This window comes from Streptomyces sp. NPDC037242, from assembly GCF_055604165.1.
In genome coordinates this window covers 141,407-160,679 of sequence record NZ_JBVJUY010000011.1, presented here as the reverse complement: position 1 = coordinate 160,679, position 19,273 = coordinate 141,407, and the positions used below count along the sequence as shown (strand labels likewise).

At 73.0% G+C, this 19,273-nt stretch carries 18 protein-coding genes; 9 read left to right on the top strand and 9 right to left on the bottom strand.

Annotation, left to right across the window (positions count from 1 at the left end; all coding sequences use genetic code 11):
• The first annotated feature begins 148 nt into the window (after positions 1 to 148).
• A complete protein-coding gene (locus tag ACZ7GJ_RS15835; protein WP_470752073.1) occupies positions 149 to 1,006 on the top strand; it encodes an esterase/lipase family protein in 858 nt (285 codons plus the stop codon).
• Between the two features lie 36 nt (positions 1,007 to 1,042).
• Here ACZ7GJ_RS15835 and ACZ7GJ_RS15830 read toward each other — a convergent pair whose 3' ends face one another.
• The 3 genes from ACZ7GJ_RS15830 to ACZ7GJ_RS15820 all read right to left on the bottom strand — a co-directional run bounded on the left by ACZ7GJ_RS15830 (position 1,043) and on the right by ACZ7GJ_RS15820 (position 3,718).
• Positions 1,043 to 2,044, bottom strand: coding sequence for a lytic polysaccharide monooxygenase (locus tag ACZ7GJ_RS15830; protein WP_470752072.1), 1,002 nt, complete (start codon positions 2,042 to 2,044; stop codon positions 1,043 to 1,045).
• Between the two features lie 214 nt (positions 2,045 to 2,258).
• Entirely contained in the window at positions 2,259 to 2,741 is a 483-nt protein-coding gene (locus ACZ7GJ_RS15825) for a ribonuclease FAU-1 family protein (protein WP_470752070.1), read from the bottom strand.
• Positions 2,738 to 3,718, bottom strand: coding sequence for a GNAT family N-acetyltransferase (locus tag ACZ7GJ_RS15820; protein WP_470752069.1), 981 nt, complete (start codon positions 3,716 to 3,718; stop codon positions 2,738 to 2,740). The genes ACZ7GJ_RS15825 and ACZ7GJ_RS15820 overlap by 4 nt, the downstream gene beginning before the upstream one ends.
• A 71-nt stretch (positions 3,719 to 3,789) precedes the next feature.
• On the opposite strand from ACZ7GJ_RS15820, the gene ACZ7GJ_RS15815 reads away from it, so the two are divergent.
• Positions 3,790 to 4,176: a GntR family transcriptional regulator gene (locus tag ACZ7GJ_RS15815; RefSeq protein WP_365917859.1), complete on the top strand. Its 387-nt coding sequence runs from the start codon at positions 3,790 to 3,792 to the stop codon at positions 4,174 to 4,176.
• Positions 4,177 to 4,220: 44 nt separating this feature from the next.
• Here the strand turns inward: ACZ7GJ_RS15815 and ACZ7GJ_RS15810 are convergent, their stop codons facing one another.
• Positions 4,221 to 5,321 (bottom strand): DUF5925 domain-containing protein, encoded by a 1,101-nt coding sequence (locus tag ACZ7GJ_RS15810; RefSeq protein ID WP_470752067.1) that lies wholly within the window; start codon positions 5,319 to 5,321, stop codon positions 4,221 to 4,223.
• 206 nt (positions 5,322 to 5,527) lie between these two features.
• Between ACZ7GJ_RS15810 and ACZ7GJ_RS15805 the strand changes: the two genes are divergently transcribed.
• Entirely contained in the window at positions 5,528 to 6,334 is an 807-nt protein-coding gene (locus tag ACZ7GJ_RS15805) for an SGNH/GDSL hydrolase family protein (RefSeq protein ID WP_470752159.1), read from the top strand.
• Positions 6,335 to 6,379: 45 nt separating this feature from the next.
• Here ACZ7GJ_RS15805 and ACZ7GJ_RS15800 read toward each other — a convergent pair whose 3' ends face one another.
• A complete protein-coding gene (locus tag ACZ7GJ_RS15800) occupies positions 6,380 to 8,116 on the bottom strand; it encodes a serine/threonine-protein kinase (protein WP_470752065.1) in 1,737 nt (578 codons plus the stop codon).
• Positions 8,117 to 8,378: 262 nt separating this feature from the next.
• On the opposite strand from ACZ7GJ_RS15800, the gene ACZ7GJ_RS15795 reads away from it, so the two are divergent.
• Positions 8,379 to 8,648 (top strand): hypothetical protein, encoded by a 270-nt coding sequence (locus ACZ7GJ_RS15795; RefSeq protein WP_172671376.1) that lies wholly within the window; start codon positions 8,379 to 8,381, stop codon positions 8,646 to 8,648.
• Positions 8,649 to 8,685: 37 nt separating this feature from the next.
• Here the strand turns inward: ACZ7GJ_RS15795 and ACZ7GJ_RS15790 are convergent, their stop codons facing one another.
• Positions 8,686 to 9,885 carry a CaiB/BaiF CoA transferase family protein gene (locus ACZ7GJ_RS15790; RefSeq protein ID WP_470752064.1) on the bottom strand — a complete coding sequence of 400 codons (1,200 nt, stop codon included), beginning with the start codon at positions 9,883 to 9,885 and terminating at the stop codon, positions 8,686 to 8,688.
• Positions 9,886 to 10,011: 126 nt separating this feature from the next.
• Between ACZ7GJ_RS15790 and ACZ7GJ_RS15785 the strand changes: the two genes are divergently transcribed.
• Positions 10,012 to 10,962 carry a hypothetical protein gene (locus tag ACZ7GJ_RS15785; protein ID WP_470752062.1) on the top strand — a complete coding sequence of 317 codons (951 nt, stop codon included), beginning with the start codon at positions 10,012 to 10,014 and terminating at the stop codon, positions 10,960 to 10,962.
• Between the two features lie 38 nt (positions 10,963 to 11,000).
• Here ACZ7GJ_RS15785 and ACZ7GJ_RS15780 read toward each other — a convergent pair whose 3' ends face one another.
• Positions 11,001 to 12,125, bottom strand: a complete 1,125-nt coding sequence (locus ACZ7GJ_RS15780) for a type ISP restriction/modification enzyme (protein WP_470752158.1) — start codon at positions 12,123 to 12,125, stop codon at positions 11,001 to 11,003.
• A gap of 141 nt (positions 12,126 to 12,266) precedes the next feature.
• Here ACZ7GJ_RS15780 and ACZ7GJ_RS15775 point away from each other — a divergent pair, with 141 nt between their 5' ends.
• Positions 12,267 to 12,428, top strand: a complete 162-nt coding sequence (locus ACZ7GJ_RS15775) for a hypothetical protein (RefSeq protein ID WP_470752060.1) — start codon at positions 12,267 to 12,269, stop codon at positions 12,426 to 12,428.
• Between the two features lie 54 nt (positions 12,429 to 12,482).
• On the opposite strand, the gene ACZ7GJ_RS15770 is transcribed toward ACZ7GJ_RS15775, so the two are convergent.
• Both ACZ7GJ_RS15770 and hmgA read right to left on the bottom strand, forming a co-directional pair.
• Positions 12,483 to 13,232, bottom strand: a complete 750-nt coding sequence (locus ACZ7GJ_RS15770; RefSeq protein ID WP_470752058.1) for a GntR family transcriptional regulator — start codon at positions 13,230 to 13,232, stop codon at positions 12,483 to 12,485.
• Between the two features lie 60 nt (positions 13,233 to 13,292).
• Complete coding sequence (gene hmgA / locus ACZ7GJ_RS15765; RefSeq protein ID WP_470752057.1) at positions 13,293 to 14,627, bottom strand: homogentisate 1,2-dioxygenase; 1,335 nt, start codon at positions 14,625 to 14,627, stop codon at positions 13,293 to 13,295.
• A 197-nt stretch (positions 14,628 to 14,824) separates the two neighbouring features.
• On the opposite strand from hmgA, the gene ACZ7GJ_RS15760 reads away from it, so the two are divergent.
• The 3 genes from ACZ7GJ_RS15760 to ACZ7GJ_RS15750 all read left to right on the top strand — a co-directional run bounded on the left by ACZ7GJ_RS15760 (position 14,825) and on the right by ACZ7GJ_RS15750 (position 19,232).
• Positions 14,825 to 16,954, top strand: a complete 2,130-nt coding sequence (locus ACZ7GJ_RS15760) for a right-handed parallel beta-helix repeat-containing protein (protein ID WP_470752055.1) — start codon at positions 14,825 to 14,827, stop codon at positions 16,952 to 16,954.
• A gap of 104 nt (positions 16,955 to 17,058) precedes the next feature.
• Positions 17,059 to 17,898 (top strand): cupredoxin domain-containing protein, encoded by an 840-nt coding sequence (locus ACZ7GJ_RS15755; protein WP_470752156.1) that lies wholly within the window; start codon positions 17,059 to 17,061, stop codon positions 17,896 to 17,898.
• Positions 17,895 to 19,232, top strand: a complete 1,338-nt coding sequence (locus ACZ7GJ_RS15750; protein ID WP_470752054.1) for a hypothetical protein — start codon at positions 17,895 to 17,897, stop codon at positions 19,230 to 19,232. Before ACZ7GJ_RS15755 ends, ACZ7GJ_RS15750 begins: the two co-directional genes overlap by 4 nt.
• Positions 19,233 to 19,273: the final 41 nt, after the last annotated feature.

Sequence of the window (19,273 nt, the reverse complement as noted above, 5' to 3'; positions counted from 1 at the left end):
GACACGCATCTTTTACTGACGCGTAACTTCCCTGTTTTGCTACCCGCCCGTAATTTGGCGGCAGCAGCGCCCCCTTGTGATCCGGATCACGGGACGAACCCCACGTCATCCCCACGTCATTCCCCTTGACCCGCAAGGAGATCACACGATGCTGCCCTGGAGACGCCTGCTCCGCCCGCTGGCCGTCCTCACCCTCGCCACCGCGCTCGTCGCCCCCACCGGCGCCGCGCAGGCCGCGTCCGCACCCAGCAGCGGATGGAACAACTGGTCCTGCAAGCCGTCCGCCGCCCACCCCCGGCCCGTCGTGCTCGTCCACGGCACCTTCGGCAACTCCATCGACAACTGGCTCGGCCTCGCGCCGTACCTCGTCCACCGCGGGTACTGCGTCTACTCCCTCGACTACGGCCAACTGCCCGGCGTTCCGTTCTTCAACGGGCTCGGCCCCATCGAGAAGTCCGCGGGCCAGCTCGACGTCTTCGTCGACAAGGTGCTCGCCTCCACCGGCGCCGCCGAGACGGACGTCATCGGCCACTCCCAGGGCGGCATGATGCCGCGCTACTACCTGAAGTTCCTCGGCGGAGCCGCCAAGGTCAACGCCCTGATCGGCCTCGCCCCCGACAACCACGGCACGGACCTCAACGGGTTCACCCGACTCCTCCCGTACTTCCCCGGAGCCGAGGACCTGATCAGCACGGCGACACCCGGACTGGCCGATCAGATCGCCGGATCGGACTTCCTGAACAAGCTGAACGCGGGCGGGGACACCGTGCCCGGCGTCAAGTACACGGTGATCGCCACCAAGTACGACGAGGTCGTCACCCCGTACCGCAGCGCGTTCCTCGACGGGACGAACGTACGGAACGTGGTGCTCCAGGACCTCTGCGTCCTGGACCTGTCGGAGCACGTGGCCATCGGCCTCACCGACCGGATCGCCTGGCACGAGGCGGTCAACGCCCTCGACCCGGCGCACGCCGAACGGACCACCTGCGCGTCGGTCTTCGACTGACCCGCAGGTGGTCCGCACGCCCCGACCCGCTGCGGCCTAGCGGCCGTGGCGGCTCGGGGTCGCGCGGCGCCGGGCCAGGGCGAACAGCACGGCCGCACCGACGGCCAGGACGCCCGCCCCGGCGACGGCGATCACCGGGGTGGTGCTGCTGCCGCCGGTCTCCGCGAGGTTGGTGCCCTGCGCGGAGATCGGCGCAGCCGCGGCCTGGGCGTTGGTCTTGGGGTCGTTGTCACCGTGGCCGTTGTGCTCCACCGTCGACTTGCCCGCCCCGTCGGCGATCTGCTCGTCGCTCGGCGCCTTGGGACCACTCTCCTCGGAGGGCTGCTGCGAAGCCTGCTCGGAGGGCCGGGAGCTCGGCTTCGAGCTCGGCTTGGCGGAAGCGCTCCCGCCGCTCCCGCTGTTGTCCTTGCCGAACACCACATCCGAGCAGGTGTAGAACGCCTCGGGGCTGTCCGAGCGCTGCCAGACGCTGTAGATCAGGTGGCGGCCCGTCTTGTTCGGGACCGTGCCGGAGAAGACGTAGTCGCCGTTCTGCATGCCCGGGTCGGTGACCTTCACGAACGGCGCGGGCTCCAGGTCCGACCACTTCAGCGGCTTCGACGGGTCGTAGCCGTCCTTGGTCACGTACAGCTCGAAGGAACCCCTGTGCGGGGCCGTCCCCTTGTAGCGGAAGGTGTGCGCGCCCGCCGCCATCGGGCTCGCCGGCCAGTCGGCGCGGGCCAGGTCCAGGCCCTTGTACTTGGAGTTGCCCGCCGAGCACAGCTGCCCGTCCGGGATCAGGGACTTGCTCTTGCCGGCCGCGTTGGCGATGTTCACCGCGTTCCAGTCGTAGAACGCCTGCGTCCCGCTCGCCGCCACGGCCGCCTTGCAGGCCGCCGACCTCGGGGACTCCGGCCCCTCCGCGTAGCACGCCGCCACCCGGCTGACCGGGTCCGTCATCGAACCGTGGGCCGCCGCGGGCGCCGCGGCGTACGCGGCCACCGCGAGGGGGGCCAGCGCGACGGAGGCGATACGGGTGGCGGTGCGGCGTGCGGACATGGTGGATCTCCTTCGGGCGCAAGGCAGGGGCGCGCCAGTGGACCCGGGCTGTGCGGCGCCGCCCCTCAACGGGTCCCGGCGCCGCCTCCGGCCCTCCCTGGCCCCGCCAAACTAACCGCCCGCACCCCCCGTCCCCCCACCTTCGCGCCCCCCGACCCGATCCTTAGGCTCCGCTTAAGGAACCACTAAGCGGGCCCACAGGAAGCGCCGCCGGCTACGTCAGTAGGGAGGGGAGGCCGGCCGGGGTTTTGGCTTGGGCTTCCAGGGTGTTGAGGGCGTGCACGGCCTCGGTCGCGGCCTGCGGGTCGGAGTCGGCCAGGCCGCTCTCGGCGAACTCGTCCTCGTCCAGCCGTAGTACGCAGGTTCCGTCGGCCGAGACCCACAGGTCCAGGTCCAGGTCCTCGACCACGATCACGCCGCCGTCCACCACGGCGGGGCGGGTGACGTCGCAGTACCAGCCCTTGAGGACGCCCTCGCCGGTCCGCACCTCCTTGACCGCGTACCAGCGGTCGCGCCAGAAGTGCTCCGTGAACACGTCGCCCGGCTCGAAGCGCACGAAGCCGAAGTCCCGTACGCCCTCGGCCGCCCAGGGCGCGCGTACGGAGATCCGGCTGCCGGTGTCCGCGACCAGGTCCGCCGGGTAGCGGATCTTGGTCCGGCCGGCCTTGACCAGGGCGACGGTGAGCTGTTCGGTCATGCCGTCGTGGTCTCCGCTTTCGTCGGATTCATCGGCTTCATCGGCTTCATCGGCTTCGCGTAGCGCGTCTCGGTTGCGCAGATCTCGTAGCCGAACCACTGGTTGACGGCGAGCATCGGCGCGTTCCCGGTGTCGTTGCCCGTGAACGCCTCCGTGTAGCCGGCCGCGCGGGCCCGGCGCAGGGAGTCGGTCTTCGCGAGCTTGGCCAGGCCCCGGCCTCGGAAGGCGCGCAGGGTGCCGGTCATCCCCGAGCCGTAGCGGGCGTCCCCGTCGGTCAGGGCGGCCGTGAAGGCGGCGACCGAACCGTCCACGAGGACGACGGTGGTGAGGTCCTTGTCCAGGTTCGGGCTGTTCCAGGTGTGCCGCAGCCAGTCCTCGTAGTCGTCGAACTCGCTCTGTACGTCGCCGGGTTCGTCGCGGGTGGTCTCCGCGTCGGCCTCGAAGAGCGGGCGCGGATCGGCCGCGAAGGCCGAACCGGGCCGCAGCTCCACCCCGGCGGGCAGCGGGTCCGGGAGCGCGGGCAGCGCGGCCGATGCCAGGTCCAGGCGCAGGAAGTGCGCGGAGCGGCCGACGCGGTAGCCGCGCCGCTCGGCGAAGGCGCGGTGCGCGGGCTCGTCCAGGACCCAGGCGTACGAGTCCACCGCGCCCGCGGCGCCGAGGTGTTCCTCGGCCGCCCGCAGCAGCCCGGTCCCGGCGCCGAGGCCGCGGTGCGCCGGGTGCACGTAGGCGTTGACGAAGCCCTGCCCGGGCTCGGGGCTGTCGTGGACGATGCCCACCTGGGCGGTGCCGATGACGAGCCCGTCGCCGTCCTCGGCGAGGAGCAGGCGGTAGTGCTTGTCGGGATGGGCGGAGTCCAGCTCGAAGGCGACCCCCCGCGCCGTGGTGATCGTGAAGGGCAGGGCCGCACGGCGAACCCGTACGACGGCCTCCGTGTCGGAGGCCTCGCCGGGGCGCAGGTCGCGGATCGATACGGTCATGCCCGGACAGTACGGGCGGTGCGGGGCCGGACGCCTGCGAATTTCGGGGGCGATGGGGAAGAATCACCGGCGTGACCTCGACGAACCTGAAGATCCGGATTGACGGCGCGGCCGGCGCCGCCGCCCCGTACGAGCAGCTGCGCGCGCAGATCGCGGACCGCGCCCGGTCGGGGAAGCTGCCGACGGGCTTCAAGCTGCCCACCGTGCGGGGCCTGGCGGAGGAGCTCGGCCTGGCGGCGAACACGGTCGCCAAGGCGTACCGCGCGCTGGAGGCCGACGGGGTCATCGAGACGCGCGGCCGCCACGGCACGTTCGTCGCGGCGGCGGGGGAGGGGGCCTCGCGCGAGGCCGCGGCGGCCGCGCAGGCGTTCGCGGACCGGGTCCACCGGCTGGGCCTGACCGAAGCCGAGGCGCTGGCCGCCGCCGCCGATGCCCTCCGGGCGCGGTACGGCCAGTAGCTCAGGTCTACAGGTCCACCGCGGTCTACAGGTCTACCCGCGGTCTACAGGTACAGCCCCGCGTCGGACTCGTGCCCCTGGGACGGGAGGAGGGCCGTGGGCCCCGTCGTGCCGCGGCGCAGGGCGAAGAGTTCGGCCAGGGTGGCCCCCTCGCGGGAGATGCCCTCGTCGGTGCCGAGCCAGTCCACCGCCTCGTGGTGCGTCAGGCGGCCGACCTCGATACGGGCGAGGCAGCGGCCCGGCCGGACCACCGCGGGGTGCAGCCGCTCCAGGTCCTCGTTGGTGGTGACCCCGACCAGGACGTTGCGCCCCTGGCCCAGCAGCCCGTCCGTCAGGTTGAGCAGCCGGGACAGCGCCTGCCCGGCGGTGTGCCGGGCCTCGCCGCGGATCAGCTCGTCGCAGTCCTCCAGCAGCAGCAGCCGCCAGCGGCCCTTCGCCGTGCCCTCGTCCTCGCCGATCGCGATGTCCATCAGGTAGCCGACGTCGTTGAACAGCCGCTCCGGGTCCAGGACGCAGTCCACCTGGCACCAGTCCCGCCATGAGCGGGCGAGGGTCCGCAGGGCCGAGGTCTTCCCCGTCCCGGGCGGACCGTGCAGCAACAGCAGCCGGCCCGCGATGTCGTCGGGGGTGACCTTCATCAGCCGGTCCATGGCCCCCGCCACCGGCGCCGTGTAGTTGGGCCGCACCTCCGCCCACGTACCGGCCGCGATCTGGCGCGTCGTACGGTACGGGCCGCGGCGCGGGGAGACGTACCAGAAGCCCATCGTCACGTTCTCGGGCTGCGGTTCGGGTTCGTCCTGCACCCCTTCCGTGGCCTTGCCGAGCACCCCGGCGGCGAGCTCGTCGCTGACCGCGGTCACGGTCACGTCCGCGCCCCGGCTCCAGCGGGAGACGAGCATGGTCCAGCCCTCGCCCTCCGCGAGGGTGGCGCTGCGGTCGGTGTCGCGGGCCGAGCGCAGCACGGTGGCCCCGGGCGGCAGCAGGCTCGCGTCCGCCTTGACCCGCTCGATCGACACGCTGTGCGAGTACGGCTGCTCGCCGGACGCGAACCGGCCGAGGAACAGCGCGTCGACGACGTCCGACGGCGAGTCGCTGTCGTCGACGTTGAGCCGGATCGGCAGCGCGTCATACGGGTTGGCTGGCATGGCGCCCATGATCCGGCACGAAGTGCCCTGATGCACCCGTGTTTCGCCGGATCGGGTGCCCAAGTTCCCTCTTCAAACGCATGGGACGTGAAGATTCGGGCGGCAACTCCACCCGGAACATTCTTGGCATGGACACTTCCGGCGGCTCCCGGCTGCCAGTACCACGGACTCAGGAGTAACCCCCACAAGGAGCCGCACACATGAGCATGAGAATGTCGCGCTTCGCAGCCCTGACCTCCTCCCTGTTACTCGCCGCGGGCGCCGCCCTGTTCGGCGCCGGCCAGGCCTCCGCCGCCGCCTCGGCGGACTTCGGCTACGTCGCCCTCGGCGACTCGTACTCCTCCGGCGTCGGCGCCGGCAACTACGACAGCGGGAGCGGCGACTGCAAACGCACCACCCGCGCCTACCCGGCCCTGTGGGCCGCCGCCCATTCCCCCCAGAGCTTCTCCTTCACCGCCTGCTCGGGCGCCCGTACGGGTGATGTCCTCGCCAACCAGCTCGGCCCGCTGAACTCCGGCACCGACCTGGTCAGCATCACCATCGGCGGCAACGACGCCGGATTCTCCGACGTCATGACGACGTGTGTGCTCCAGTCCGAGTCCACCTGCGTCAACCGCGTCAACCAGGCCAAGGCGTACGTCGACTCCACCCTCCCCGGCCGGCTCGACCAGGTCTACAACGCCATCCACAGCAAGGCACCGAACGCCCGCGTGGTCGTCCTCGGCTATCCCCGCTTCTACAAGCTCAACGGATCCTGCGCCGCGGGCCTCACCGAGGGCGAGCGCGCCGCCATCAACAGCGGTTCCGACTACCTCAACGCCGCCGTCGCCAAGCGCGCCGCCGACCACGGCTTCGCCTTCGCCTCGGTCGTCGGCGCCTTCACCGGCCACGAGATCTGCTCCGGCGCCGCATGGCTGCACAGCGTCAACTGGCTCAACATCGGCGAGTCCTACCACCCCACCGCCGCCGGACAATCCAGCGGCTACCTGCCCGTCTTCACCAACGCGGCCTGAGGTCCGCCCGTCCGCCGATCGCCCGGCGCCCGCCCGTCCGTCCGCTCACTCGTCGTTCTCGACGGCGTCGGCCGGGCCCGCGGGCGTCGGGTCCGTCGACGCGGGGGGACCGGCCGCCCCGGCCGCACCGGAGGCCCCGGGCGCCCCGGGCGTTCCCGGCTCTCCGGACGTTCCGGGGGAGGAGGCCCCGCCCGTCGGGGTCTCCTTCTCGCACGTCACGGAGAACTCCACCCACTCCGAGCTGCCCTCCTCGGGCGTCCGGACCTCCAGCCTGATCGCGTCCTCGAAGGTCGCGCTCTCGAAGTACGTCAGCTCCGTGTGCTCCAGCTTCCTGCTCGTGGGCCCGCCCTCCTGGTACGTGACGGACTGCCAGCCGGGTCCCGTGCTCTTCCCGCTGCGCGTGGCCCAGCGGTACTCCAGCACCGCCGGGGTCCGGTCCACCTCGACGGTGGCGCTGAACGCGGGCGCCCGGTCGGCGGGCGGCGGGCAGGTGCCGCTGTAGGAGTCCCGTACGGCCGTCACCGCGGACACCGTGAACTGCGGGGCGGCGCTGGCCGACGGGGAGGGCGACGGGCTCGGGGAGGGCGACGGGCTCGCCGATGCGGAGGGGGAGGGGGAGGCGCTCTGCGAGGTGGTCGGCGCGTCCGTCGGGCCGCCGTCGTCCCCGTCCGGGGCGTTGCGGTCCTTCAGGACCAGCCAGCCCAGCACCGCCACGGCCAGCGCCAGTACGAAGATCCCGCTCGCCAGCACCAGTCCGGCCCGGCCCTGCGGCGGCGGCTCCGGTGCGGGGTGCCGGCCCTGCGCGGGTGAGGCCGCGGGCATCGGCGCCGCCGGGGTCGCCCCGCCGTGCCCGCCCCGGGTCTCGGGTCCGCCGTACGGGTCGTGCCGGTGGTGCTGCGCGACCGCGGTAGGCGAGTCCGGCCCCGACACCGGCCCGCCGGAGGCCCGTACGGTCCCGCCCGCGCCGATGATCCGCAGCATCCGGGCCACCTCCGCCGCGGGCAGCCGCTCGGCGGGCTCCTTGCGCAGCAGCCCCGTCAGTACGGGTTCCAGCGGCCCGGCCCGGTGCGGCGGCGGCAACTCCTCGTCCACCACCGCCCGCAGCGTGGCCAGCGGGGTGTCCTGCCGGAACGGCGAGACCCCCTCGACGGCCGCGTACAGCATCACCCCGAGTGCCCACAGGTCCGACTCGGGACCCGGCTCGCGCCCGAGCGCCCGTTCCGGCGCCAGGAATTCGGGGGAGCCGATCACCTCGCCCGTCATAGTGATGGCGGAGGATCCCTCAAGGCTCGCGATCCCGAAATCGCTCAGCACCACCCGGCCGTCATTGGCGATCAGCACATTGCCCGGCTTGACGTCCCGGTGCAGCACCCCCGCGTCGTGCGCCGAGCGCAGCGCGGCCAGGACCTGGTCGCCGATGTGCGCGGCCCGCTGCGGGGTGAGCGGTCCCTCGGCCTCCAGCACCTCGGCCAGGGTGAGTCCGCGGACCAGCTCCATCACGATCCAGGGCCGGCCGTCCTCGGTCGCCACGTCGTAGACCGTGACGACCCCGCGGTGCGAGACCCGGGCCGCCGCCCAGGCCTCCCGTTCGAGCCGCCGGTACATCCGGCTCACGCCGGCCTCGTCCAGCCCGGCCGGCGCCCGTACCTCCTTGACCGCGACCTCGCGGCCGAGCACCTCGTCCCGGGCCCGCCAGACGATGCCCATGCCACCCCGGCCGAGCGGGCCCAACAGGCGGTACCGTCCGGCGATGATCCGCTCGCCGTCCGTCTCACCATTCAAGCGAGCCTCATTCACGGAGCCCCCCACTGCGTTCCCGGGTGATCACTCCAAGTTAGCGCAGTGCGCGCTGCGTGACCCCTGTTGTGCAGTGAGTCCGCATGTCGGCCGGATTGTGCGGAGAGTGACGATCGACTCCTCTGAGTAACCGTCAACTCCCCGTCGCGATAGGGGTAATTCACACCACTGGGATACCCGAGCGCGACGCGGGGGCGATAGGGTTAACCTGCCCGGGCCGGGTGCCCTCGTACGGGTGGGGAGAGACATGGAACAGATAGCAATGCGCAGCAGGCCGCCTCGCGTGCCTGCCATCACCTGCGGCAGCAGCGCGACCAGCTCGCGCCTCGACCGCCACCTCGCTGTGCTCGGCGGACCCGCCGTCCCGCACCGCGAGGCCGCCGAGGCGACGCTGCTGATGCGCGAGCTCACCTCCCGCGACCACACGCACCGCCTGCGGAGCCGGAGCGCGCGCGTCTCGCTCTTCGCGCCGCTGCGCCGTCTGCGTCGCACGCTCTTCGGCAGCCGCCGCTCGTAACTGTCCCCGTAGCAACGCCGTTTCGTCCCGGCCTGATTCACCCGATCACACCGTCCCGGCGTAGAGCCGAGATCTGTGCGCCCGTCATCCCCAGGGCGTGGAGCAGGGCTTCGGTGTGTTCGCCGAGCGCGGGCACCGCACCCATGTGCGGTGCCGCGCCACCCGGCAGCCCGATGGGCGGCAACAGCGCCCGCAGCGGACCGGCCGGCGATCCCACCTCCCGCCAGCGGTCCCGCGCCGCCAACTGCGGATGCGCGGCCAGCCGGGCCACCGAGTTCAGCCGCGCGCAGGCCAGACCCGCCGCCTCCAGTGCCGCGATCGCCTCGTCCGCGTTCAGCCGGCCCAGCGCCTCGGCCACCACCGCGTCGGTCCGCGCCCGGTTCGCGGTGCGCGCGGCATTCGTCGCGTAGGCCGGGTCCACCGCCAACTCCGGCTGCTTCAGCACCTGTTCCGCGAGGCGCCGCCACTCCCGGTCGTTCTGCACCGACAGCAGCACCTGGTCGCCGTCGGCCGTCGGGTAGGCGTCGTAGGGGGCGATCACCGCGTGCGCGAGGCCGGTCCGTACGGGCTCCTCGCCGCCGTGCATCGTCAGGTGCAGCGGATGCCCCATCCACTCGGCGAGCGCGTCCAGCATCGACACCTCCACCCGGCCCCCGCGCCCGGTGGTCCCGCGCCGCAGCAGGGCCGCGAGCACCCCCGAGAAGGCGTACATGGCGGCCGCGATGTCCGCCGCCGGGATCCCCGCCTTGACGGGCCGCTCCGGGGTGCCGGTCACCGAGACCAGGCCTGCCTCGCACTGCACGAGCATGTCGTAGGCGCGCTTGTGGGCGTACGGGCCTTCGGCGCCGTAGCCGGAGACGTCCACCGCGACCAGCCGCGGGTAGCGGGCGCACAGCGCGGCCGAGTCGAGCCCCAGTCGGGCGGCGGCCCCCTGCGCGAGGTTCTGCACGAACACGTCGGCGCCGTCGAGCAGGCCGTGCAGGACCTCCCGACCGCGCGGGTCCTTCAGATCGAGCGCGATCGACTCCTTGCCCCGGTTCGCCCAGACGAAGTGCGAGGCCAGGCCGTGCGCGGCGGTGTCGTAGGCGCGCGCGAAATCGCCGCCGTCGGGCCGCTCGACCTTGATGACCCGCGCGCCGAGGTCGGCGAGCTGGCGGGTGGCGAAGGGGGCCGAGACGGCCTGTTCGACGGCGACGACGGTGATGCCGTCCAGCGGGAGGGGCTCGATGGTGGTCATGGCGCCCTGCCTACCGGGTGGATGGCGGTCTGTCACCCGTGCGCTGTGTGAAATGCACGCAGATAATCTGTTTTGCGTGCGTAATGTACGGGGCGTCGTCCGTCGACTCGCACAGAAGGGCCGCCCATGAGACGCCCGATCGCCTCGATTCCGCGCTCCGCAGTCCGACGCGCGGCGGTCGTCCTGATAGCGCTGCTCGCCGGGCTGGTGGTCATGGCCCCGCCCGCGGGCGCGCAGGGCCTCGCCCCGCACCCGTTGAACGTGACCGTGGGCAGCGCGAACGGCGCCGTGACCAGCGGCCCGGGCTGTTCCTCGGGGCCGCTCACCGAGACCCGGCGGCTCACCGGCAGCGCCGCGCTCTCCGCCGGACTGTTCTCGGCACTGCCCTCCCAACTGGGCGTCGACCTCCCGTTCCGGGTGGGCGGAACCCAGGCCGCCTTGGACTCCGCCGACGCGCGGGTGACCCTGACCAACGCCCGCGGCACCCTGACCCTGGCCCTGCAGAGCGGAAGCTGCGACGCGCCGGGCCTGAGCTACAACGGGACCGCGGTGTTCGGCACCGGGACCTGGACCGTCGTACCGGACGCCACCACGACCAACGCCTACCGCGGCGCCACGGGGTCGGGCACCTTCTCCATCCCGGCCGCCAACGTCACCGTCGGCACCGGCAAGCCGTGGCAGCTCACCCTCGCCGGGTCGATCACGGTCCTGCAGCCGCAGCTCGCCGTGACCCACCGCGCCTTCTGGGGCGGCGCCTTCAACTACCTCTCCCGCAACCTCGCCGTCGAGTACCGGATCCGGAACACGGGACCCGGTGACGCCTTCGGGGTGGTGCTCACCGACGCCCTGCCCACGGGCTCCGCGGTGACCAGGATCGGCCCGGTGCCGCAGGCCGTGGGCGCGATTGCGGCCGGCACCGAGAAGCGGGTCGTGGTCCGCTACCGGGTGTGCGGCGTCGCCGTGCTCAACTGCCGGTTCACGGCCGACGCGCAGGTGCTGCGCACCGACGCGCTCGACGACGGGGCCACCGAGTCCTTCCCGAGGGCCGTCCAGGTGCCGTTGGTCCCCGTCCCGTAGCGCCGGTTCCGTGGTGCCGGCTTCCTCCCCGGCCCGGGCTACAGCAGTGCGAACTGCCCTCCCGGGCCCTCCTCCTGGTGGTCCAGCACCGAGGCCGGGCGCCGGGCCCAGCGGGGCGCCGGCAGCACCCCGGCCGCCCGCAGCGCGGCGGCGCCCAGCGGCGGCCCGGGGCTGAACCGGGCCCGCTCCGGCGCCAGTTCGGCCAGCAGTGCCAGGGTCGTGACGAGGGCCAGGAGCTCCGAGGTCCAGTGCTGCGGCCACTCGGCCGGGCCCAGCGCCTCGAGCCCGTCGGCCTCCGGGTCGCGGTGGGCGCAGCGGGCGGCGAACCACGCCTCCAGCACCCGGACGCCCTGGACCTCGTACTCCCAGGCCGCGGCCGGGACGGGGGAGACGGTGCCGCTCCCGAGGCTCAGCGTCTCGGTCTCCGGGTCGTACGCGGCCTCGCGCGGCCACGCCGGAAGCGCGGAACGCACGTACGGCCGGCGCCCGCCCGGCAGCCGGGGCGCCTCCCCGCCGCGGGCTCCGCGCAGCTGGACGGTGAGCAGGCGGTGGCCCAGCTCCAGACCGGCCCGCCAGTGCCCTGGGTCCGCGGCCAGCGGGACCTCGAACCCCCGCGGCCCGGGGCGGCCCGCGGCGAGGATCCAGCACAGCACGTCCTCGGGGGTGACCCAGCCGCCGTAGCGCTCGCCGAGCAGGGGCAGCAGCCCGGGGGCGAGATTGGGCTCCGCGCCGCCGGGGCGCCGGTGCAGCGGGCGGATCCGGCCGAGCCGCCCGGCCGGGAGATGGGCCGTGACCAGCAGGTCCGGAACCTCGACGGCGAAGAGCTGGTGCTCGTCGCGGACCCGCCACAGCTCCGGCCGGGCCATGTCGATCAGCCGCTGGTCGGGCAGGAGCCACTGCTCGTCGAAGGGCTCGCGCAGCACCCGTACGGGGTCGGGACAGGGTCCGGGCGTGTCCGCGAACCGGGCCGTGGAGCCGGCGCGCTGGCCCGGGAGCGCGGCCGCCCCGGCGGCGGGCGTACGGCTCCGGGTCGGGCGGAACAGGCGCTCCCGCTCCGCTCCTTCGGCGCCGGCCAGGGCCGCCCAGCGGGCGCGCAGGGCGGCCGGGTCGGGGGCCGCGACCCAGGCCCGGCCCAGGCGCAGGCCGCCCACGGCCCAGGGCATCAGATCGTCCAGCAGCGGTACGTCTTCGCTCACCCGGCCGATGGTAGCGACGGCGCGGTGCGGCAGGGCTGCGTCCAGGCCGGAGAGCTACGCTCGTGGTGTACGCGAAATGTGCGCAATGCTCCGATCGAGGAGACGGTCATGAGTCAGTACGACGAATACTCGACTCCGTCGCAGGCCGAGGGCGAACGGCTCGACGAGGACATGGACGACCAGCAGCGCAAGGAGCGCCACCCGCAGACGATGCGCACGACGCCGTCCCAGGCGGAGGGCGAGCGCCGGTCGGAGGAGGACGAGAAGTAGCGCGACCACCTGCCCGTGGTGAGGCGCGGTGAGGCGCCTTGAGTCGTCGCCGGGTCAGTGGGCGTCGACGGTGACCGTGAAGGAGAAGCGGTCGCCGCGGTACCGGATCCGCGCGACGTCCACCACCCGGCCCTCCTTGTCGTACGTCACCCCGGTGTAGTGCAGGATCGGGCTGAGCAGGGGGACCTGGAGCAGCTCGGCCGTGACCGGGTCGGCGAGGCGGGCCTCGACGGTGTCGGTGATACGGCTGATCCGCACCCCCACGATGTCACGCAGCACCTTGGTCATCGGCCAGCGCTCCAGATCGGCCAGATCGATGGCCTCGGCGAGCTCCGGGAGCACCGCGTTCTCCACCCAGTTGGTCGGCTCGCCGCTCTCGCTGTCGTGGCGCAGCCTTCGGTACGAGACCACCTCGGGCGTGTCCGGGAAGTGCTCCAGCAGCTCCCCGGACACGGCCGTGCGCTCGTGGCCGAGAATCGTCGTACGGTCGCCCGACTGCTGGGCCACGATCGCGTCGACCGAGCCCAGCAGCCGCACCGGGGCCCCGCGCATCGCGGCCGGCTCGATGAAGGTGCCGCGCCGCCGGTGGCGGCTGATCAGGCCCTCGCCCTCCAGTTCCTTGAGCGCCTGCCGCATGGTCAGCACGCTCACCCCGTAGTGCTCGGCGAGCCGCTCCTCGGTGGGCAGGCGCAGCGAGGAGTCCGGGGTGCGCCCCAGTATCGAGGCGCGCAGCGACTGGGAGACCTGGTACCAGAGCGGCAGCTTCCGGTTCAGTACCAGCGAGTCGGGGGCGAAGGCGGTCACGGGTGGTTCTCCGAACGGCTGGACTGCGGTGACGACGGCGATGAGGGCGTGCAGCGAATGTTAGGCGCGGAAGTGGCGCTGGAGCCCCTGCCAGACGTCGTCGTATGCGGACTGGAGGTGATCCGCGCCGGCGGCCTGGGCGGTGGCGGTGATCGGCCAGCGGGTCTCGAACATGAAGGCCAGCCCGTCGTCGATCTTCTGCGGCTTCAGCTCGGCGGCGCTCGCCCGGTCGAAGGTCTCCCGGTCGGGGCCGTGCGCGGACATCATGTTGTGCAGCGAGCCGCCGCCGGGGACAAACCCTCCCTTGCCCGCAGTCTTGGCGTCGTAGGCCCCCTCGATCAGGCCCATGTACTCGCTCATCACGTTCCGGTGGAAGTACGGCGGGCGGAAGGTGTCCTCGCCGACGAGCCAGCGCGGGGCGAAGACCACGAAGTCCACCCCCGCCAGGCCCGGGGTGTCGGAGGGCGAGGTGAGGACGGTGAAGATCGACGGGTCGGGGTGGTCGTAGCTGATGGAGCCGATCACGTTGAAGCGCCGCAGGTCGTAGACGTACGGGACGTGCGTGCCGTGCCAGGCCACGACGTCGAGCGGGGAGTGGTCGTAGGTCGCGGACCAGAGGTTGCCGCAGAACTTGTTGACCACCTCGGTCGGGCGGTCGGCGTCCTCGTACGCCGCCACCGGGGCCCGGAAGTCGCGGGCGGCGGCGAGGCCGTTGGCGCCGATCGGCCCCAGGTCCGGCAGCTCGAAGGGCTGGCCGTAGTTCTCGCAGACGTAGCCGCGGGCGGGGGCGCCGTCCTCGGGGTCCAGCAGCTCGACGCGGAAACGCACGCCGCGCGGGATCAGCGCCATCTCGCCCGGACCGGCGCTGAGCAGGCCGAACTCGGTGTGCAGCAGCAGCCCGCCGCGCTCGGGGACGATCAGCAGCTCGCCGTCCGAGTCGCTGAAGACGCGGTCGGTCATGGAGGAGTCGGCGGCGTAGAGGTGGATGGCCATTCCGGTGCGCTGGGTCGCGTCGCCGTTGCCGCCCAGGGTCCACAGGCCGCTCAGGAAGTCGGTGCCGCGCGCCGGGTCGGGCAGCGGGTTCCAGCGGAGCCGGTTGGGGTCGGGCACGGTCTCGGTGAAGGGCGCGGTGCGCAGCCCGCCGTTGTCGGTCCGGGTGAAGGGCGGGTGCGCGGCCGAGGGGCGGATCCGGTAGAGCCACGAGCGGCGGTTGTGGATGCGCGGCTCGGTGAAGGCGCTGCCGCTGAGCTGCTCCGCGTACAGGCCGAGGGGCGCGCGCTGGGGTGAGTTCCGGCCGAGCGGGAGCGCGCCGGGGACGGCCTCCGAGCTGTGCTCGTTGCCGAAGCCGGTGAGGTACTCCAGCCCCTCCGCCGTCTTCCTGGCCTGCTCGCTCATGGCTGCTCCCGCTCTGTCGAAGGTCCGTTGCCGGGCTGTCGAGGAATCCTATGGCTGACAGTAGGATTCCGCGCCCCGCACGTCAACGGCGGCTTTCGGCGGCCCGGCCGAATGAATGCCGCGAATGCCGCGACTGCTGCGAGCGATTGCTGTGAGAGGGGATCCAAAAAGATGAACAATGCTCTACTCTCACGCCCATGTCGTGGACCCGCAGGTTCCCTGCCGTGCCGGCGGCGCTCCTCGCCGCCCTCCTCGCCCTCCTCACCGTCCTCGTCGCGGCGCCCCCCGCCGGCGCGCACGAGGAGCGCCCCGTCGTCTTCCCGGACGGCACCGGCTCCGTGCCGCAGTACCGGAGCGCCGAGCCGGACCTCGTCGTCTGCAAAACCGACCGGGCCGCCTTCGAGCGCCGGATATCCGCCTTCCCGGACGAGCTCAGGCAGCGCAACCTCGCCCTGTACGAGCGGTGCGAGAAGAGCGGCTACCGGCACTTGCAGGAAGCCGTGGACGCCGTCGACCGGCCGGGGATGAACATCGCGATCCTCCCCGGCCTCTACGAGGAGGAGCCCTCGCTCACCAAGCCGACGGGCGAGTGCGCCTCGCTCTCGGCCCCCAACTCCTCGCTCGGCTACCAGATCCTCACCTACGAGCAGCAGGCGGCCTGCCGCCACAACCAGAACCTCGTCGCGGTCCTCGGCAAGACCGACCTGCAGATCGAGGGCACCGGCGCCTCCCGGCTCGACGTCGTGATCGACGCCAAGTACCAGAAGCTGAACGGGATCCGCGCCGACAAGTCCAACGGCGTCTACTTCCGCAACTTCACCGCGCAGCGCACCACCTTCAACTCGCTGTACGTCCTGGCGGCCGACGGCTTCGTCATCGACGACGTGCTGACCCGCTGGAACGACGAGTACGGCTTCCTGACCTTCGCCAGTGACCACGGGCTCTACAAGAACTGCGAGTCGTACGGGAACGGCGACTCCGGCATCTATCCGGGCAGCGCGTCCGACATCAACGAGGGTCGCGGCTACGACGTCCCGCGCTACTCCATCGAGATCACCGGCTGCCGCAGCCACCACAACATGGTGGGCTATTCCGGCACGGCCGGCGACTCGGTGTGGGTGCACGACAACGAGTTCGACCAGAACATGGGCGGCGCCTCGATGGACAGCGCCTTCCCCGGACACCCCGGACTCCCGCAGAACCACGCGAAGTTCGAGCGGAACCTGATCCACGACAACAACGCGGACTACTACCACCACGTCGCCGACGGCACCTGCGCCAAGCCGCCCGCCGAGCGCGGCTACGAGCAGGGGGTCGTCTGCCCGCAGATCTCCATGCCGCCGGGCACCGGCATCATCACCGCCGGCGGCAACTGGAACCTGTACGAGAACAACTGGGTGTACGGGCACGAGCGCGCGGCCTTCTTCCTCAGCGCCGTCCCCGCCTTCATCCGCGGCGAGGAGTCCTGGGACAAGCAGACGGACACCTCCCACCACAACCGCTACGCCGCCAACATCCTCGGCAAGGACAAGTCCGGAGCCTCCCGCCCCAACGGCGCGGACGTGTGGTGGGACGGCCAGGGCCGCGGCAACTGCTGGAACTCGGGCCCGGACGGCTCGACCCCCGGCACGCTCCCGCAGTGCGGGGACCGGCGCGGTTCGGTCTCCGGGGCGTCGGCCCGCCTGGTGGGCGAACCGGTGAAGCTGGCCCAGCTGCTCGTCTGCGCCGACTACAACGTCCAGGCCCGCAAACTGCCGGCCGGCTGCGACTGGTACGGCGCCCGGGGCCTGGAGCGGGTGGAGACCCAGATCGCGCTGGCCGTCGCGGCCGTGCTGCTGCTGGTGGGCGGCCTGCTGTGGTGGCGCCGCCTGCGTGCCTCGCGCCTGGGCACCGCGGCCTTCCTGCTGGGCGTGGCGGGACTGGCCCTGGACGTGGCCGGCTCCACGATGTCCCTGGTGGCCACCCCCGTCCCGGCGCTGGGGCTGCTGTGCCTGGGCCTGTGGTGGACGGGTACCGGCGTCGCCCTGAACCCCACCCGCCCCTGGCTGGGGCGGCTGAGCCTGCTGCTCGGGGCGCTGACCCTGCTCGACGCGTTCGACAAGGCCGTCCTGATGATCCCCTGGATCCCGCTGAGCCCCGCCTGGGTCCGCGCCCTGGTCGCCGTGCTCTGGGTGCTGTGGGCCGCGGTCGCCGCAGCCCGGACCGCCGCCCCGGCCGGCCCTCCGTCCGACGACCCCACCCCGGCCGCGGCGGGCCCGAGCGTGGCGGGCCCGGCCTCGGCAGGCCCGGCCGCGGCGGGCCCGGCTCCCACCGGCGGTGCGGCGTGACCCGGGACCCGGGGGAGCCCGTGCGGTGCGGGGTCGGCGGTCGGCCGCCCCGCAGGTCCCGCCGGGGCGGCAGCAACGCCCGCACCGCAGCGGTACTCGCCCTCGTGCTGCTGCTCGCCGGAGGCGCGGCGGGCGGCTGCGGCGGGCGGGCCACCACTCACCACAAGCCCGGCACCACCCACGAGCAGGCCTCCGGCAGCACGGGGACGCTGCTGACCTCCGACGACGGCAGCGGCCACCGGCTCCGCCAGGTCCCGGCCGAAGGTGCGCCGGAGGTGCAGGTCGCCGCCCGGCCGGACTCCGAGGACGGGTGGAACCTCCACCTGACCGTGCGGCACTTCACCTTCACCCCCGACAGCACCGGCGGCGCCGCCCTCCCGGGTGCCGGCCACGCGCACCTGGAGCTGGACGGCCGCAAGCTGGCCCGCCTCTACGGCCCCTGGTTCCACCTGCCCGCCGCGCAGGTGCCCGAGGGCGCGCACACCCTGACCGTCCGCCTCTACGCGGACGACCACACCGCCTGGGCCGTCGCCGGCAAGCCGGTGGAGGGCACCCTCCAGCTCACCGCCGGCGCCCAGGGCGCGACCGGCCACAACCACCCCCCGGCCGCAACCCAGCCCGGATCCCCGGCCACGAACCCGCCCGCGAACCCGACTCCGGACCCGCCCGCGCAAGCGCCGGCCGACCGCACGGTCACCATCGCCGTCCGGGACGGCAAGGTCACGCCCGCCCCGGGCCGCATCGAGCTCAAGCGCGGCGAACGCCTCGCCCTGCGCGTCACCAGCGACCGCGCGGACACTCTCCACGCCCATGGCTTCGACAAGGAACTCGCCCTGCCGGCAGGCCAGGAGGCCACCCTGGTCCTGACGGCCGACCGCACGGGCCTCTTCGAGGTCGAGACCCACGAGTCCGGCCTCGTCCTGACCCAGCTCCTCGTCCGATGACCGCGCTCCCGGCGGCGGCCGGCGGCGGCCGGGGCGTGGTCCTTCCCCCGGCCGATCCGCCCACCGTGCTCGCGCACGGCATCGGTTCCCAGCACGATCTGCCCATCTCCCCCTTCTATGCCTTTGCCGGTGCCTTCACCGCGCTCTTCCTCTCCTTCCTCGCCCTCGGCCTGCTCTGGTCCGTCTCCCGGTTCCGCGGCGACCGCTCCGGCCTCGCCCTGCCCGCCGGGATCCAGCGGGTGGCCGACGCGCCGGCCACCCGCACCACCCTGCGCGGGCTCGGCCTCACGGCCGCGCTCGCCGTCCTCCTCCACCTCCTCCTCGGTCCCGACGACCCCGCCCGCAACCCCGCTCCCGGCGCCGTCTACGTCCTGCTCTGGGTCGGACTCGTGCCCGCCTCCCTCCTCCTCGGCCCCCTCTGGCGCCTCCTCAACCCGCTCCGCGCGCTGCACGGCCTCCTCTCCCGGGCGTGGCGTCCCCGCGCCGCCCGCCCTCTCCCCGCCCGGCTCGGCCAGTGGCCGGCCGCCGCCGGACTGTTCGCCTTCACCTGGCTCGAACTCGTCTCTCCCGATCCCGCTTCCACCACCACCCTCCTGACAGCCCTCGCCGTCTACGCCACCGTCCAGCTCCTGCTCGCCGCCCGCTTCGGCGAGCGCTGGTTCGCCGACGGAGACGCCTTCGAGGTGTACTCCGGCCTCCTGGCCCGGCTCTCCCCGCTCGGCCGTCGCAGCGACGGCCGCCTGGTGCTCCGTAACCCCTTCCACGGACTCGACGCGACGCCCGAGCGGCCCGGACTCGTCGCCACCGTCTGCGTCCTGCTCGGGTCCACCGCCTACGACGGCTTCTCGGACAACCCCTCCTGGATCAACGCGATCCAGACCTCCCCCCTCGGCCGCACCCCCACGGCCACGCTCGGACTCCTCGGCTCCATCGCCCTCGTCGCCACCCTGTACTGCCTCTGCGCGGCGGCGACCCGCCTCGTCTGCGGGCCGCACCCCGGCCCGCTGACCGCCTTCGCGCACTCACTCGTGCCGATCGCACTCGGCTATCTCATCGCCCATTACTTCTCCCTTCTGGTAACCGCAGGACCACGCACAGTGAGCATCGCACTCGGCACTGACAATGCCTCAGAACCCTTGCCGCCACTGGGCCCGGGGGCTCTCGCGGCCCTCCAGGTCATCGCCGTCGTCGGCGGCCACGTGCTCGGCGTGATCGCGGCGCACGACCGTTCCGTCCGCCTCTTCCCGCCCGCGAAAGCCGTGGCCGGGCAACTCCCGATGCTCGCGCTGATGATCACGTACACCGTCGGCGGACTCAGCCTCCTGCTGAACTGAACCCGATGTCCTGCACCCCCGCCGCGACCCGGCGCTACCCA

What these genes read in the sequence shown, in the direction of transcription:
- ACZ7GJ_RS15835 (WP_470752073.1), top strand. Translation starts at nt 149, where the DNA reads ATGCTGCCCTGGAGACGCCTGCTCCGCCCGCTGGCCGTCCTCACCCTC.
- ACZ7GJ_RS15830 (WP_470752072.1), bottom strand. Translation starts at nt 2,044, where the DNA reads ATGTCCGCACGCCGCACCGCCACCCGTATCGCCTCCGTCGCGCTGGCC.
- ACZ7GJ_RS15825 (WP_470752070.1), bottom strand. Translation starts at nt 2,741, where the DNA reads ATGACCGAACAGCTCACCGTCGCCCTGGTCAAGGCCGGCCGGACCAAG.
- ACZ7GJ_RS15820 (WP_470752069.1), bottom strand. Translation starts at nt 3,718, where the DNA reads ATGACCGTATCGATCCGCGACCTGCGCCCCGGCGAGGCCTCCGACACG.
- ACZ7GJ_RS15810 (WP_470752067.1), bottom strand. Translation starts at nt 5,321, where the DNA reads ATGCCAGCCAACCCGTATGACGCGCTGCCGATCCGGCTCAACGTCGAC.
- ACZ7GJ_RS15805 (WP_470752159.1), top strand. Translation starts at nt 5,528, where the DNA reads ATGAGAATGTCGCGCTTCGCAGCCCTGACCTCCTCCCTGTTACTCGCC.
- ACZ7GJ_RS15795 (WP_172671376.1), top strand. Translation starts at nt 8,379, where the DNA reads ATGGAACAGATAGCAATGCGCAGCAGGCCGCCTCGCGTGCCTGCCATC.
- ACZ7GJ_RS15790 (WP_470752064.1), bottom strand. Translation starts at nt 9,885, where the DNA reads ATGACCACCATCGAGCCCCTCCCGCTGGACGGCATCACCGTCGTCGCC.
- ACZ7GJ_RS15785 (WP_470752062.1), top strand. Translation starts at nt 10,012, where the DNA reads ATGAGACGCCCGATCGCCTCGATTCCGCGCTCCGCAGTCCGACGCGCG.
- ACZ7GJ_RS15780 (WP_470752158.1), bottom strand. Translation starts at nt 12,125, where the DNA reads ATGCCCTGGGCCGTGGGCGGCCTGCGCCTGGGCCGGGCCTGGGTCGCG.
- ACZ7GJ_RS15775 (WP_470752060.1), top strand. Translation starts at nt 12,267, where the DNA reads ATGAGTCAGTACGACGAATACTCGACTCCGTCGCAGGCCGAGGGCGAA.
- hmgA (WP_470752057.1), bottom strand. Translation starts at nt 14,627, where the DNA reads ATGAGCGAGCAGGCCAGGAAGACGGCGGAGGGGCTGGAGTACCTCACC.
- ACZ7GJ_RS15760 (WP_470752055.1), top strand. Translation starts at nt 14,825, where the DNA reads ATGTCGTGGACCCGCAGGTTCCCTGCCGTGCCGGCGGCGCTCCTCGCC.
- ACZ7GJ_RS15750 (WP_470752054.1), top strand. Translation starts at nt 17,895, where the DNA reads ATGACCGCGCTCCCGGCGGCGGCCGGCGGCGGCCGGGGCGTGGTCCTT.